11 protein-coding genes are annotated in these 13,286 nt (G+C 59.1%); 3 read left to right on the top strand and 8 right to left on the bottom strand.

Annotated elements, in window-relative coordinates; translation table 11 throughout:
* Position 1: 1 nt before the first annotated feature.
* From nqrF to DBR00_RS13340, 6 genes are read right to left on the bottom strand one after another with little or no spacing between them, the layout of a single operon-like run.
* Positions 2-1,228, bottom strand: a complete 1,227-nt coding sequence (gene nqrF, locus DBR00_RS13315) for an NADH:ubiquinone reductase (Na(+)-transporting) subunit F (protein ID WP_108487870.1) — start codon at positions 1,226-1,228, stop codon at positions 2-4.
* A 14-nt stretch (positions 1,229-1,242) separates the two neighbouring features.
* Complete coding sequence (gene nqrE, locus DBR00_RS13320) at positions 1,243-1,851, bottom strand: NADH:ubiquinone reductase (Na(+)-transporting) subunit E (RefSeq protein WP_108487869.1); 609 nt, start codon at positions 1,849-1,851, stop codon at positions 1,243-1,245.
* Positions 1,851-2,525 carry an NADH:ubiquinone reductase (Na(+)-transporting) subunit D gene (locus tag DBR00_RS13325; RefSeq protein ID WP_177479990.1) on the bottom strand — a complete coding sequence of 225 codons (675 nt, stop codon included), beginning with the start codon at positions 2,523-2,525 and terminating at the stop codon, positions 1,851-1,853. Before DBR00_RS13325 ends, nqrE begins: the two co-directional genes overlap by 1 nt.
* The gene (locus tag DBR00_RS13330; protein WP_108487867.1) at positions 2,522-3,310 is read right to left on the bottom strand and encodes a Na(+)-translocating NADH-quinone reductase subunit C; all 789 of its coding nucleotides are present in this window, start codon (positions 3,308-3,310) and stop codon (positions 2,522-2,524) included. Before DBR00_RS13330 ends, DBR00_RS13325 begins: the two co-directional genes overlap by 4 nt.
* Positions 3,303-4,514 carry an NADH:ubiquinone reductase (Na(+)-transporting) subunit B gene (locus DBR00_RS13335; protein ID WP_108487866.1) on the bottom strand — a complete coding sequence of 404 codons (1,212 nt, stop codon included), beginning with the start codon at positions 4,512-4,514 and terminating at the stop codon, positions 3,303-3,305. Before DBR00_RS13335 ends, DBR00_RS13330 begins: the two co-directional genes overlap by 8 nt.
* Before the next feature lie 3 nt (positions 4,515-4,517).
* Complete coding sequence (locus DBR00_RS13340) at positions 4,518-5,855, bottom strand: Na(+)-translocating NADH-quinone reductase subunit A (RefSeq protein ID WP_108487865.1); 1,338 nt, start codon at positions 5,853-5,855, stop codon at positions 4,518-4,520.
* 270 nt (positions 5,856-6,125) lie between these two features.
* Here DBR00_RS13340 and DBR00_RS13345 point away from each other — a divergent pair, with 270 nt between their 5' ends.
* A complete protein-coding gene (locus DBR00_RS13345) occupies positions 6,126-6,707 on the top strand; it encodes a chalcone isomerase family protein (RefSeq protein WP_108487864.1) in 582 nt (193 codons plus the stop codon).
* A gap of 41 nt (positions 6,708-6,748) precedes the next feature.
* Here the strand turns inward: DBR00_RS13345 and DBR00_RS13350 are convergent, their stop codons facing one another.
* On the bottom strand, positions 6,749-8,215 hold the full coding sequence (locus tag DBR00_RS13350; protein WP_108487863.1) for a glyceraldehyde-3-phosphate dehydrogenase: 1,467 nt from the start codon (positions 8,213-8,215) through the stop codon (positions 6,749-6,751).
* Positions 8,216-8,352: 137 nt separating this feature from the next.
* Here DBR00_RS13350 and mfd point away from each other — a divergent pair, with 137 nt between their 5' ends.
* Together mfd and DBR00_RS13360 are read left to right on the top strand one after the other, a co-directional pair.
* Positions 8,353-11,808 (top strand): transcription-repair coupling factor, encoded by a 3,456-nt coding sequence (gene mfd, locus DBR00_RS13355; protein ID WP_108487887.1) that lies wholly within the window; start codon positions 8,353-8,355, stop codon positions 11,806-11,808.
* Positions 11,809-11,811: 3 nt separating this feature from the next.
* Complete coding sequence (locus DBR00_RS13360) at positions 11,812-12,351, top strand: CsiV family protein (RefSeq protein ID WP_108487862.1); 540 nt, start codon at positions 11,812-11,814, stop codon at positions 12,349-12,351.
* 193 nt (positions 12,352-12,544) lie between these two features.
* On the opposite strand, the gene DBR00_RS13365 is transcribed toward DBR00_RS13360, so the two are convergent.
* Positions 12,545-13,282, bottom strand: a complete 738-nt coding sequence (locus tag DBR00_RS13365) for an S-methyl-5'-thioinosine phosphorylase (RefSeq protein ID WP_108487861.1) — start codon at positions 13,280-13,282, stop codon at positions 12,545-12,547.
* Between the last annotated feature and the right edge of the window lie 4 nt (positions 13,283-13,286).

The following is a 13,286-nucleotide window of genomic DNA, read 5'->3' on the forward strand; positions in this document are numbered from 1 at the left end:
ATCAGCCTCCGAAGTCGTCGAGCAGGATGTTCTCCTCCTCCACACCCAGCTCGACCAACATCTTGATCACAGCGGCGTTCATCATGGGCGGGCCACACATGTAGAACTCACACTCTTCCGGAGCCGGGTGGTCCTTCAGGTAGTTCTCGTACAGCACGTTGTGGATGAAGCCCTTGAGGCCGCTCCAGTTATCTTCCGGCTGCGGGTCGGACAGTGCCAGGTGCCATTGGAAGTTCGGGTTTTCCGCTTGCAGCTGATCGTACTCTTCAACGTAGAACGCCTCGCGCATGGAGCGTGCACCGTACCAGAAGCTGATCTTACGTTTGGACTTGAGGCGTTTGAGCTGGTCGAAGATGTGCGAACGCATTGGCGCCATACCCGCACCACCGCCGATAAAGATCATCTCGGCATCGGTGTCCTTGGCGAAGAACTCACCAAACGGCCCGTACACGGTGACCTTGTCACCCGGTTTGAGACTGAACACCCAGGAAGACATCTTGCCTGGCGGCAAGTCGTCCTTGCCCGGAGGTGGCGAAGCGATACGGATATTGAACTTCACCAGACCGACTTCTTCGGGGTAGTTGGCCATGGAGTAGGCACGGATCACGGTCTCCTCGACCTTGGATACGTACTTCCACTGGTTGAACTTGTCCCAGTCGCCACGATATTCCGGCTGAATGTCGAAATCCTTGTAATGCACCTCGTGCGGTGGGCATTCCAGCTGCACATAGCCACCGGCGCGGAAGTCAACGTTCTCGCCTGGCGGCAGTTTCAGGGTCAATTCCTTGATGAAGGTGGCCACGTTGGGGTTGGACTCAACCGTGCATTCCCACTTCTTCACGCCGAACACTTCTTCCGGCACGTCGATCTTCATGTCCTGCTTGACCGGGGTCTGGCAGGACAGGCGCCAGCCAGCCTTGGCTTCACGACGGGTGAATGCGGCTTCTTCGGTCGGCAGCATTTCGCCACCGCCGCTTTCCACCACACACCGGCACTGTGCGCAGGTACCGCCACCACCACAGGCCGACGACAGGAAGATGTTGTTGGCCGCCAGGGTCTGCAGCAACTTGCCGCCAGCCGGCACGACAATGGTCTTCTCGCCATTGATCTCGATGCTCACGTCACCGCTGGAAACCAGCTTGGCGCGCGCAGCAAGAATGACCAGCACCAACGCCAGCACAATGCCGGTGAACATGCCGATTGCGATAAAAATCTCGTTAGTAATCATCTAGGCATCCGTCCTTACAACTGCACACCAGAGAAGGACATAAAGCCCAGAGACATCAGACCGATGGTGATAAAGGTGATGCCCAGCCCCTGCAGGCCTTCCGGCACATCGCTGTACTTGAGCTTCTCACGAATCCCCGCCAGAGCAGCAATCGCCAGCGCCCAGGACAGACCGGAGCCGAAGCCGTACACGGTACTTTCCGCCAGGTTGTAGTCACGCTCGACCATGAACAGGGTACCGCCCATGATGGCGCAGTTCACAGTGATCAGCGGCAGGAACACGCCCAGGGCGTTGTACAGACTCGGGACGTACTTATCCAAGAGCATCTCAAGGATCTGCACAATCGCCGCGATCACCCCGATGTAGCTGAGCAGCCCAAGGAAGCTCAGGTCCACTTCCGGCAAACCCGCCCAGGCCAGCGCACCGTCTTTCAGCAGGTAGGTGTAAATCAGGTTATTTGCCGGCACGGTGATGACTTGCACCACAACGACAGCGATACCCAGGCCAATCGCCGTTTCAACCTTCTTGGAGATGGCGATGAAGGTGCACATGCCGAGGAAGAATGCCAGGGCCATGTTCTCAACGAACACCGCCTTGGCCAGCAAGCTGAGGTAATGCTCCATCAGTAGGCCTCCTTATTAGATACCTGAGGCGCCATTTTGAAGCTCGGTTTCTCGACTTGGTCTTTCTTCCAGGCACGCAAGGCCCAGATGAACAGCCCGATCAGGAAGAATGCCGAAGGCGGCAGCAGCAGCAAGCCATTGGGCTGATACCAGCCACCGTCGTTGATCACCGGAATGATCTCGTAGCCCATCAATTTGCCCGCACCGAACAGCTCGCGCACGATACCCAACACGATCAGCATGGCGCTGTAGCCCAGACCGTTACCAATACCGTCGAAGAACGACAGCACGGGCGGGTTCTGCATGGCAAAGGCCTCGGCACGGCCCATCACGATGCAGTTGGTGATGATCAGGCCGACAAACACCGAGAGCTGTTTGGACAGGCTGAAAGCAAAGGCCTTGAGCACCTGATCGACCACGATCACCAGTGACGCGATGATCACCATCTGCACGATCATGCGAATCGAGCTGGGAATCTGGCTGCGAATCATCGAAATGAATAGGTTGGAAAAGCCGGTTACCAGGGTCAGGGCAATCGACATCACCAACGCGGTTTTCAGGTTCGAAGTGACTGCCAGTGCAGAACAGATACCGAGAATCTGTAAACCGATGGGGTTGTTGTTGAAAATCGGGTTAAGCAGAACTTCTTTAATAGTCGGCTGCGACATGATCAAGCCTCCCCTTTTTGCAGATTGGCGAGGAACTGGGCAAAACCGTTCTCCCCGAGCCAGAAGTGCAGCAGGTTATTCACACCATTGCTGGTGAGGGTTGCACCCGCCAGACCATCGATCTGATGGGTGGCCTGTGCGCTCTGCGCATCGACGTTACCTTTGATGATCTGGATGGCCAGCTCGCCCTTGTCGTCAAACAGGGTCTTGCCCAGCCACAGGCTCTTCCACTTCGGGTTGTCCACTTCCCCGCCCAGACCCGGTGTCTCCGCGTGCTGGTAGAAGCCGAAGCCTGCCACGGTGTTCAGGTCGCCCTGCAGCGCCATAAAGCCATGCAGAGTCGACCACAGGCCGTAACCACGCACGGGCAGAATCACGGTCTGCAATTTGCTGTCCTGCTCAACCAGATAGACGGTGGTGAAACGCTCACGCCGCTTGATCGAGGCAATATCCTCGGCGCTGCTGAGGGCCTCAGACAGTTTCGGGTCTTTGGAGGCTTTCAACGGGTCGAAGGTCAGCGGGTCCTGAGCGTCGCTAAAAGTACCGCTGTCCAGATCGACCACGCGGGCGCTGATCCGCTCAGCAAACAATGCCTTGACCTGCGCAGCGCTCATGCCTGAATCGCCCAGCCCGGCAATGGCCAGAATGCTGCGCTGCTTGTCCAGCTGACGGTTTTCCACCTGGGTCGGCTTCAGCGCCACGGCGGCGCCGGCGACGAAAATCGAACACACCAGGCAGACCAACAGGGCCACCACCAAGGTACGGACGGTGGATTCTTTTTGACTAGACATTGCGTGCCAGCCTCCGCTTGATATTGGCTTGAACGACGAAGTGGTCGATCAGCGGTGCGAACAGGTTGGCGAACAGGATCGCCAGCATCATACCCTCCGGGAAGGCCGGGTTGATCACGCGGATCATCACCACCATCACACCGATTAAGGCACCAAAGATCCATTTGCCGGTGTTGGTCATGGACGACGACACCGGGTCGGTTGCCATGAACAACATACCGAAGGCGAAACCGCCCACAACCAAGTGCCAATACCAAGGCATGGCAAACATCGGGTTGGTATTGGAGCCCAAGACATTGAGCAGCAGGCTGAAGCCAATCATGCCCAGCATCACACCCGTCACAATACGCCAAGAGGCAATCTTGGTGATCAGCAACACACCACCGCCAATGAGGATCGCCAGGGTGCTGGTTTCGCCCATGGAGCCGTGAATGGTGCCGACAAAGGCATCCACCCACGTGATGCCATTGTTCACCACGTTCTCGATGCCGCCAGCTGCAGCCAGGCTCAACGAGGTGGCGCCGGCAAAGCCGTCAACCGCGGTCCACACAGCATCACCGGACATCTGCGCCGGGTAGGCGAAGAACAGAAAGGCACGCCCTGTCAGGGCTGGGTTGAGGAAGTTCTTACCGGTACCGCCGAACACTTCCTTACCGATCACCACGCCGAAGCTGATCCCCAGGGCCACCTGCCACAGCGGAATACTCGGCGGCAGGATCAAGGCAAACAGCACGGAGGTGACGAAGAAACCTTCGTTGACTTCATGCTTGCGGATCGAAGCAAACAGCACTTCCCAGAAACCGCCGACGATGAAGGTCACCGCGTAGACCGGCAGGAAGTAAGCCGCGCCCTGGATAAAGTTGTCCCACAGGCTGCTGGGATCAAAACCGGCCAGTGAGCCGATCAGCGCAAAGCGCCAGCCTTCCTGGGCGGCCAGCAGCTCAGGGCTGTTGGCGAAAATCAGGTTGGCCTGGTAACCGGTGTTCCACATGCCAAAGAACATGGCCGGAAAGGTGCATAGCCACACGGTGATCATCATGCGCTTGAGGTCGATGCCGTCGCGCACATGTGCCGTGGTCTTGGTCACACTGCCGGGACGATAGAAGAAGGTGTCGACCGCCTCATACAGGGCATACCACTTCTCGTATTTACCGCCTTTTTCAAAGTTGTGCTCGATCTTGTCGAGAAATGCACGGATACCCATGACTTAACCTTCCTTCTCGATACGGGCGAGGTTGTCGCGCAGAATCGGGCCGTATTCATACTTGCCGGCACACACATAGGTGCACAGCGCCAGATCTTCTTCGTCGAGTTCCAGGCAGCCGAGTTTCTGGGCCATCTCGGTGTCGCCGACAATCAAATAGCGCAGCAATTGCGTCGGCAGGATGTCCAGCGGCATCACCGCTTCATAGTTACCCACCGGAACCATGGCACGTGGACTGCCGTTGGTGGTGGTGGAGAAAGCAAACTTCTTCGCCGCCAGCAATTTGGAGACAAAGATGTTCATCACCGAATGCTTGTTCACCCCGGCACGCAGGTAATGCAGCATCTCGCGGTCATTGCCTTCGGTCAGGCAGGAGACCTGCAGGTGATAGCGACCGAGGAAGGCAAATGCGCCCTGGGCCGTACGACCACCCAACACCGAGCCGGAAATGACCCGATTGACCCCAGATTGCAGCTCACCGGCCGTCAGCTCACTCAGGTTGGCACCCAGGCGGGTACGCAGCAAACGCGGCTGCTCCACCACGGGACCTGCCAGTGCAACGACACGCTCGGTCCACAACTGCCCGGTGGTGAAGACTTTGCCGATGGCGATCACGTCCTGATAATTCAGTGACCACACGCTCTTGTTGGCACTCACTGGGTCCAGGAAGTGGATGTGCGTACCGGCTAGACCGGCTGGGTGTGGACCGGCAAAGGCGTGCGTCTGCACCTGGCTCAGTTGCTCGCCTGGCAGGTTGCTGCCAGCAGCCTTGCACAGAAAAACCTTGGCCAAATTGCCCAATACCTGCAGGCCATGTTCAAAATCAGCGGCGTACTCGGCAATCACCACCGCCGGATCAGCGGCCAGCGGATGAGTATCCATGGCGGTAACAAAAATCGAGCGGGGCTGAGCATCAGCCGCAGGTACTTTGCTGAAAGGGCGCGCGCGCAATGCAGTCCATAGACCGGACTGCTGCAGAACTTCGCGCACTTTTGCCGCACCAACACTTGCCAGCTGAGAGGCAGCAAAGGATTCAAAGGTGATTTGCTCATCACCTTCAACATCGATTACCACCGATTGCAGGACGCGCTTTTCACCGCGATGAATGGCGCTGATTACGCCGGCAGCAGGCGCAGTGAACTGCACACCTGGCGACTTCTTGTCGGAGAACAATACTTGCCCAAGTTTGACGCGATCACCGACCTGGACCTCCATGGTCGGCTTCATGCCGTGATAATCGAAGCCTATGACGGCGACGCTGCGCACGGGCCTTGCGGCTTCTATACGCTGCACCGGCGCGCCGGTTATGGGCAAGTCAAGCCCATGTTTTATCTTGATCATAGGTTTGCCTAACCACTGATTTATAAGCTTTTTTAGAATACGGAAGACATCAGTACAGCAAAAACTGCAACGCAACACCGATGCATGATCAGGTGCTGGGCAAGATGTCAGTCGCGGGGAAAATCTGCCCGATTATAGAGCCCACCCTCCGCCACTGGCCACCCGAGCGCCGGCTTTTGACCTTTTTACGTAACAGGAGGCAACAGATCGCAGATTGACTGAAGCTGATCAACAGGTGAAATAACACCCATCCCCCACTGGAGTTCTGCCATGCGCCTTTTACTGGTGCTCACCACCCTACTGCTACTCAGCGGCGACCTGTTCGCCAATACCCGCGAACGCCTGCAGGAGGCCAACTTCGCCACCACCCGCGAACTCGCGCAAAACAGCCTGGAACGCAAGAACCAGAGCGTGCTCACCTACCTGTGGGCCGATGTTTACGCGGCAGCCTTCTACGCACCGGCCCAAGCCAGCGCCAGCCAGGCATTCACCCAACCTCTTAACCAGCGTCTGGAGCTGTACTATTTCCGCAATATAGACAGCCAAGACGTGATCAAAGCTGCCTGGGTCACGCTTGAGCGCCAACATAACGCCAAGACACTCGACCGCCTGCGCCCAGGCCTCGATGCCCTGCACGCCACCTTCCGCGACATTCGCCCGGGTGACCGTTACGCCCTGAACTTCAACATCGAAAGCGGCCTCACCCTGGAAGTGAACGGTAAGACCGCCTTCGCTAGCCAGGACAAGGAGCTGGCCAAGGCCTACCTGGGCATCTGGCTGTCGCCTAACGGCCTGTCCGACAGTCTGCGCACCAGCCTGCTGGCTGACGAGCCCGGTAAATCTCGCGAATAAAAAACGGGAGCCGAGGCTCCCGTTTTTTATGCGACCTGCGCTTAGCGCGGGAAAGCCGGCGGGTTGACCCCAGCCATATCTTCCATCACACGCACCACCTGGCAGCTGTAACCGAATTCATTGTCGTACCACACGTACAGCACAACGCGGTTGTCATTGCAGATGGTGGCTTCAGCATCGACCACACCGGCGTGGCGCGAACCGACGAAGTCGGTGGACACCACTTCCTGCGACTGCACGAAGTCGATCTGCTTCTGCAGATCCGAGTGCATGGCCATCTGGCGCAGGTACTCATTGATCTCTTCGCGGGTGGTGGCTTTCTCAAGGTTCAGGTTGAGAATGGCCATCGACACGTTCGGCGTCGGCACACGAATGGCGTTGCCGGTCAGTTTACCCTTCAACACAGGCAGCGCCTTGGCAGCTGCAGTGGCGGCACCGGTCTCGGTGATTACCATGTTCAGCGGCGCGCTACGACCACGGCGATCGCCCTTGTGGAAGTTGTCGATCAGGTTCTGGTCGTTGGTGTACGAGTGCACGGTTTCAACGTGACCGTTGACGATGCCGTACTGATCATTCACCGCTTTCAGCACCGGCACGATGGCGTTGGTGGTGCAGGAAGCCGCCGAGATGATTTTGTCATCTGCGGTGATTTCGCCGTGGTTGATGCCGTGCACGATGTTTTTCAGCGCGCCCTTGCCAGGCGCAGTCAGCACTACGCGGTCAACACCCGGGCAAGCCAGGTGCTGGCCCAGGCCGTCGGCATCACGCCACACACCGGTGTTGTCGACCAGCAGGGCGTTCTTGATGCCGTACTGGGTGTAGTCGACTTCTTTCGGGTCCTTGGCGTAGATCACCTGGATCAGATTGCCATTGGCCGTCAGGGTGTTGTTCTCTTCGTCGATAGTGATGGTGCCGTCGAACTTGCCATGTACCGAATCACGACGCAGCAGACTGGCGCGCTTGACCAGGTCATTGCTGGCACCTTTGCGCACAACGATGGCACGCAGACGCAGGCCGTCGCCGCCACCGGTTTTCTCGATCAGGATGCGTGCCAGCAGGCGGCCGATACGACCGAAGCCATACAGCACCACGTCAGTGCCTTCGCGGGCTTCACCGTTCTGCTTGCCCACCACTTCAACCAGTTCATCCTTGACGAACTGTTCGATGCTGCGGTTCTGGCCATCGGTCTTGAACTTGCTGACCATCTTGCCGAGGTCCACGGATGCGGCGCCCAGCTTGAGCTCGGTCATGGCTTTGAGGACCGGGAAGGTATCGTGCACCGACAATTCGCTGTCACCCACCAGACGGTGGCGCGCGAAGCGGTGGGCCTTGAGAATATCGATCACCGAGCGGTTGATCAGACCGCGGCCGTAGATCGAGGTGACCACGTTGTTGTTACGGTAGAGCTGGCCAATCATCGGAATCATGGCTTCCGCAAGGGCTTCTCGATCGATCCACTCACCGAGACACTGGTCGGGCTTCTGAGTCACGGGCAGTACCTTCCACATGTAGGGGCTGAAAAAAGGGGCTACATTATGACGGCGAGCGCAAGCATGAGCAATGCACGACTGTCGTAACTGACACCGAGCATCAACGCCCGCTACAATCGCCGACCTTGTGTCTTGACCGTGAGCCGCCTGTGTCTGTGCCGACCGCGTCCGTACTGCGCCTACCGTCCCTGCCCGCGACTGCCGGGAAACAACACTGGGGCAACCTCCCCGGAGCTGCGCTGAGCCTGGCCATTGCCGAAGCCGCCAGCCATGCCAAGCGTTTTACCCTGCTGCTGACAGCCGACAGCCAGAGTGCCGAGCGCCTGCAAGAAGAGCTGAGCTTTTTCGCTCCGGATTTGCCCGTGCTGCATTTCCCCGACTGGGAAACCCTGCCCTACGACCTGTTTTCACCGCATCAGGACATCATTTCCCAGCGTATCGCGGCACTCTATCGCCTGCCTGAGCTGAAACACGGCGTCCTGGTAGTCCCGATCACTACAGCCCTACATCGTCTGGCGCCCAAGCGCTTTCTGCTGGGCAGCAGTCTGGTGCTGCAGGTAGGCCAGCAGGTGGACGTCAATCAGATGCGCGGCAACCTCGAAGCCGCCGGTTACCGCTGCGTCGATACGGTCTATGAACATGGCGAGTTTGCCGTGCGCGGCGCACTGATCGACCTGTTCCCGATGGGCAGCGGTCAGCCCTACCGCATCGACCTGTTCGATGATGAAATCGAAACACTGCGCACCTTTGATCCGGAAAGTCAGCGCTCCATCGATAAAGTTGACTCGGTCAAGCTGCTGCCGGCGCGCGAGTTTCCGCTGGAAAAGAAAGCCGTTACCGATTTTCGCGGACGCTTTCGTGAGCGCTTTGATGTGGACTTTCGCCGCTGCCCGATCTATCAGGACCTGAGCACCGGCATCACCCCGGCCGGTATCGAGTACTACCTGCCGCTGTTTTTTGAAGAAACCGCCACGCTCTTTGACTACCTGCCTGCAGACACTCAGGTGTTTTCCCTGCCGGGCATCGAGAAAGCCGCCGAGCAGTTCTGGGTAGACGCACGCAGCCGCTATGAAGACCGCCGCGTTGACCCGGAGCGCCCACTGCTGCCGCCGGGTGATATTTTCCTGCCGGTAGAAGACTGCTTTGCCCGCCTGAAAAACTGGCCGCGCGTGGTGGTCAGCCAGGATGACATCGAAGAAGGCGTCGGCCGCACCCGCTTCAATGCCCGCGCCCTGCCCGATCTGGCCATTCAGGCCAAGGCCGGTGAACCGCTGGCCGCCCTGCGCCGCTTTATCGAGGAGTACCCGGGCCGCGTGCTGTTTTGCGCCGAATCGGCCGGCCGCCGTGAAGTGCTGCTGGAACTGCTCGCCCGCCTCAAGCTCAAGCCGAAGGAAGTCGACGGCTGGCCAACGTTTGCCGCCAGTAAAGAGCGCTTAGGCATCTGCATCGCGCCGCTGGATGAAGGTTTGCTGCTCGATGAGCTGGCGCTGATCGCAGAAAGCCCGCTGTTCGGCCAGCGCGTCATGCAACGCCGTCGCCGCGAGAAGTCGCGCGACGGCGGCGACAACGTGATCAAGAACCTCACCGAACTGCGCGAAGGCTCACCGGTGGTGCACATTGATCACGGCGTCGGCCGTTACCTGGGCCTGGTCACCCTGGAAATCGACGGCCAGGCCGCCGAATTTCTCGCCCTGATGTACGCCGAAGAAGCCAAGCTCTACGTGCCGGTGGCCAGCCTGCACCTGATCGCCCGCTACACCGGCAGTGATGATGCCTTGGCACCGCTGCACCGCCTGGGCTCGGAAACCTGGCAGAAGGCCAAGCGCAAAGCGGCCGAGCAGGTACGCGATGTGGCGGCCGAGCTGCTCGACATCTATGCCCGCCGAGCCGCCCGCGAAGGCTATGCCTTCAAAGACCCCATGGCCGACTACGCCACCTTCAGCGCCGGCTTCCCCTTCGAGGAAACCCCGGACCAACAGACCGCCATTGAAGCGGTGCTGGCCGACATGCTCGCGCCCAAGCCCATGGATCGCCTGGTCTGCGGCGATGTCGGCTTCGGCAAAACCGAAGTGGCCATGCGCGCAGCCTTTATAGCCGTGCACAGCGGCCGTCAGGTGGCGGTCTTGGTGCCCACAACCTTGCTGGCCCAACAGCACTACAACAGTTTCCGCGACCGCTTTGCCGATTGGCCCGTCACGGTTGAGGTCATGAGCCGTTTCAAGTCCGCCAGGGAAGTGAACGAAGCCGTGGTCAAACTGGCTGAAGGCAAGATCGATATTGTCATCGGCACCCACAAACTCTTGCAGGACGATGTGCGCTTCAAGGACTTGGGCCTGTGCATCATCGACGAGGAACACCGCTTTGGCGTGCGCCAGAAGGAGCAGCTCAAGGCCCTGCGTAGCGAAGTGGACATCCTCACCCTGACCGCCACGCCGATTCCGCGCACCCTGAACATGGCCGTGGCCGGCATGCGTGACCTGTCGATTATTGCCACCCCGCCGGCACGCCGGCTGTCGGTGCGCACCTTCGTCATGGAACAGAACAACCCGACGATCAAGGAAGCCCTGCTGCGCGAGTTACTGCGCGGTGGGCAGGTGTACTACCTGCACAACGATGTGAAGACCATCGAGAAGTGTGCCGCCGACCTCGCCGAATTGGTGCCCGAAGCGCGCATCGGCATCGGCCATGGGCAGATGCGCGAGCGCGAGCTGGAACAGGTGATGAGCGACTTCTACCACAAGCGCTTCAATGTGCTGATCGCCTCGACCATCATCGAAACCGGTATCGACGTGCCGAGCGCCAACACCATCATCATCGAGCGTGCCGACAAATTCGGCCTGGCCCAACTGCACCAACTGCGTGGTCGTGTTGGCCGCAGTCACCACCAGGCCTACGCCTACCTGCTGATACCACCGCGCAAGCAGATGACCGAAGACGCACAAAAACGCCTCGAGGCCATCAGCAATGCACAAGACCTCGGTGCAGGCTTTGTGTTGGCCACCCATGACTTGGAAATTCGCGGAGCCGGTGAATTGCTCGGCGACGGTCAAAGCGGCCAGATCCAGGCCGTCGGCTTCACCCTCTACATGGAAATGCTTGAACGCGCGGTGAAATCAATCCGCAAAGGCGAGCAACCCAACCTGGATCAGCCACTGGGTGGCGGCCCGGAAATCAACCTGCGCGTGCCGGCCTTGATTCCTGAAGACTACCTACCAGATGTGCATGCACGGCTGATTCTGTACAAGCGCATCGCCAACGCCGTCGACGAGGACGGGCTCAAAGAGTTGCAGGTGGAGATGATCGACCGCTTCGGCTTGCTGCCCGAGCCGACCAAGAATCTGGTGCGTATCACCCTGCTTAAACTGCAGGCCGAAAAGCTCGGCATCAAAAAAATCGACGCTGGCCCACAAGGCGGGCGTATCGAATTTGCCGCCGACACCTGTGTTGACCCGCTGACCCTGATCAAACTGATCCAGAGCCAGCCCACGCGCTATAAGTTTGAAGGCGCAACGCTGTTCCGCTTCTCGGTGCCGATGGAGCGCCCGGAAGAACGATTCAACACCCTCGAGGCCCTGCTCGAGCGTTTACTTTCGCACTCTGTAAAGGACTGACCCATGCGCGCACTCCGCACCCTGGCCTTGCTGCCGCTTATTCTGCTGGGACTGCTCAGCAGCACTGCTGCCCTGGCTGAAAGCCTGTACCAGGTTGAAGTCATCGTATTCCGCCAGGCCGCCACACCGATTTCCGCCGGCCAGCTACCGCCGGACAGTTGGGCGCAGAACGCACTGCCGGTGGACGGCAGCAACAGCCGCAGCACCGCCCTGAATGCCGAAGCCGGCAAACTCAGCCCTGCCAGCGGTTATCAGGTCTTGCTGCACAAAGCCTGGTCACAAAGCCTGGGCGAGTCGAGCAGTCGCGTCGCCATCAGCACCGGCACTGAGCAGTTCGGCCACTACCCCGTCGAAGGCACCATCAGCCTTAAAGCCAGCCGCGTGATCGAGCTGGACAGTGATATCTGGGTCAACCAGCTCGACGCAAGCGGCATCCTCAACGACAGCGAGCGCATCAAGCAGAGCAGCCGTCTGAAAAGCGGCGAGCTGACCTTTGTCGATAATGGCAGCCTTGGCATGCTGATTCGCGTCAGTCCACTGTAGAACCTTCTTACGATCAGCTGCGCGTCGGCTCTACTGCGTTAAAAACAGGCTCGGAATGCTTATTTACATCAGTAGACTCCGCTTCCTCGCCTGTTCTTGCCTTGCATGGCTCTAGCTCGCAAGAGCGTAACTAGCTTCTGAGAACTCAAAAAAGGCCGCATTGCGCGGCCCTTTTTTATTGCAGCATGCCCAGTCAGCTGGCCAGCACCCGCGCCAATACGGCCTTGACCGTACCCATCCCTTCGTCCAGAGCGCGCTCGATTTCCGCCATGGTGATCAGCGCACGGGACTTTCCGGCAGCAGGGTTTACCACCAGTGCCAAGCAGGCATAGGGTAAAGCCAGCTCACGGGCCAGCACAGCTTCCGGCATACCGGTCATACCGACGATGTCACAGCCGTCACGCTCCATTCGTGCGATTTCCGCAGCGGTTTCCAGGCGCGGGCCCTGGGTACAGCCGTACAGCCCATGACTGCTGAACGCACAGTGTTCGGCAGCCAGTGCATTGGCCAGCTTGGTGCGCAGCCCAGCGTCATAGGGATGGCTGAAATCGACATGGGTGACATGTTCCAGCTCACCCTCAAAAAAGGTGTGCTCACGCCCGTAGGTGTAATCGATGATCTGATGCGGCAGGCAGAAGTGCCCGGTGCCCATGGCCGAGTGAATACCGCCTACGGCGTTCACGGCGATGATAGCCTTGGCCCCCGCCTCACGCAGCGCCCAGAGGTTGGCGCGGTAGTTGACCTGATGCGGCGGAATACGGTGCGGATGGCCGTGACGCGCGAGAAACAGCACCTCGCGGCCGGCATAGTCGCCTTTGAGCACCGCCGCAGAGGGCGCGCCATAGGGCGTATCGATATGCAGCGCGGCCTTGATGGTCAGGCCGTCCAACTTGGTCAGCCCCGTACCGCCGATAATCGCGTAAACCGTCATCCCT

Source organism: Pseudomonas sp. HMWF032, assembly GCF_003060885.1.
Taxonomy (GTDB): Bacteria; Pseudomonadota; Gammaproteobacteria; order Pseudomonadales; family Pseudomonadaceae; genus Aquipseudomonas.

Excerpts from the sequence above, each read along its gene's own strand:
- DBR00_RS13350 (WP_108487863.1), bottom strand. The coding sequence starts at position 8,215 with ATGTGGAAGGTACTGCCCGTGACTCAGAAGCCCGACCAGTGTCTCGGT.
- DBR00_RS13345 (WP_108487864.1), top strand. The coding sequence starts at position 6,126 with ATGCGCCTTTTACTGGTGCTCACCACCCTACTGCTACTCAGCGGCGAC.
- DBR00_RS13365 (WP_108487861.1), bottom strand. The coding sequence starts at position 13,282 with ATGACGGTTTACGCGATTATCGGCGGTACGGGGCTGACCAAGTTGGAC.
- DBR00_RS13330 (WP_108487867.1), bottom strand. The coding sequence starts at position 3,310 with ATGTCTAGTCAAAAAGAATCCACCGTCCGTACCTTGGTGGTGGCCCTG.
- DBR00_RS13340 (WP_108487865.1), bottom strand. The coding sequence starts at position 5,855 with ATGATCAAGATAAAACATGGGCTTGACTTGCCCATAACCGGCGCGCCG.
- nqrE (WP_108487869.1), bottom strand. The coding sequence starts at position 1,851 with ATGGAGCATTACCTCAGCTTGCTGGCCAAGGCGGTGTTCGTTGAGAAC.
- nqrF (WP_108487870.1), bottom strand. The coding sequence starts at position 1,228 with ATGATTACTAACGAGATTTTTATCGCAATCGGCATGTTCACCGGCATT.
- DBR00_RS13360 (WP_108487862.1), top strand. The coding sequence starts at position 11,812 with ATGCGCGCACTCCGCACCCTGGCCTTGCTGCCGCTTATTCTGCTGGGA.
- DBR00_RS13335 (WP_108487866.1), bottom strand. The coding sequence starts at position 4,514 with ATGGGTATCCGTGCATTTCTCGACAAGATCGAGCACAACTTTGAAAAA.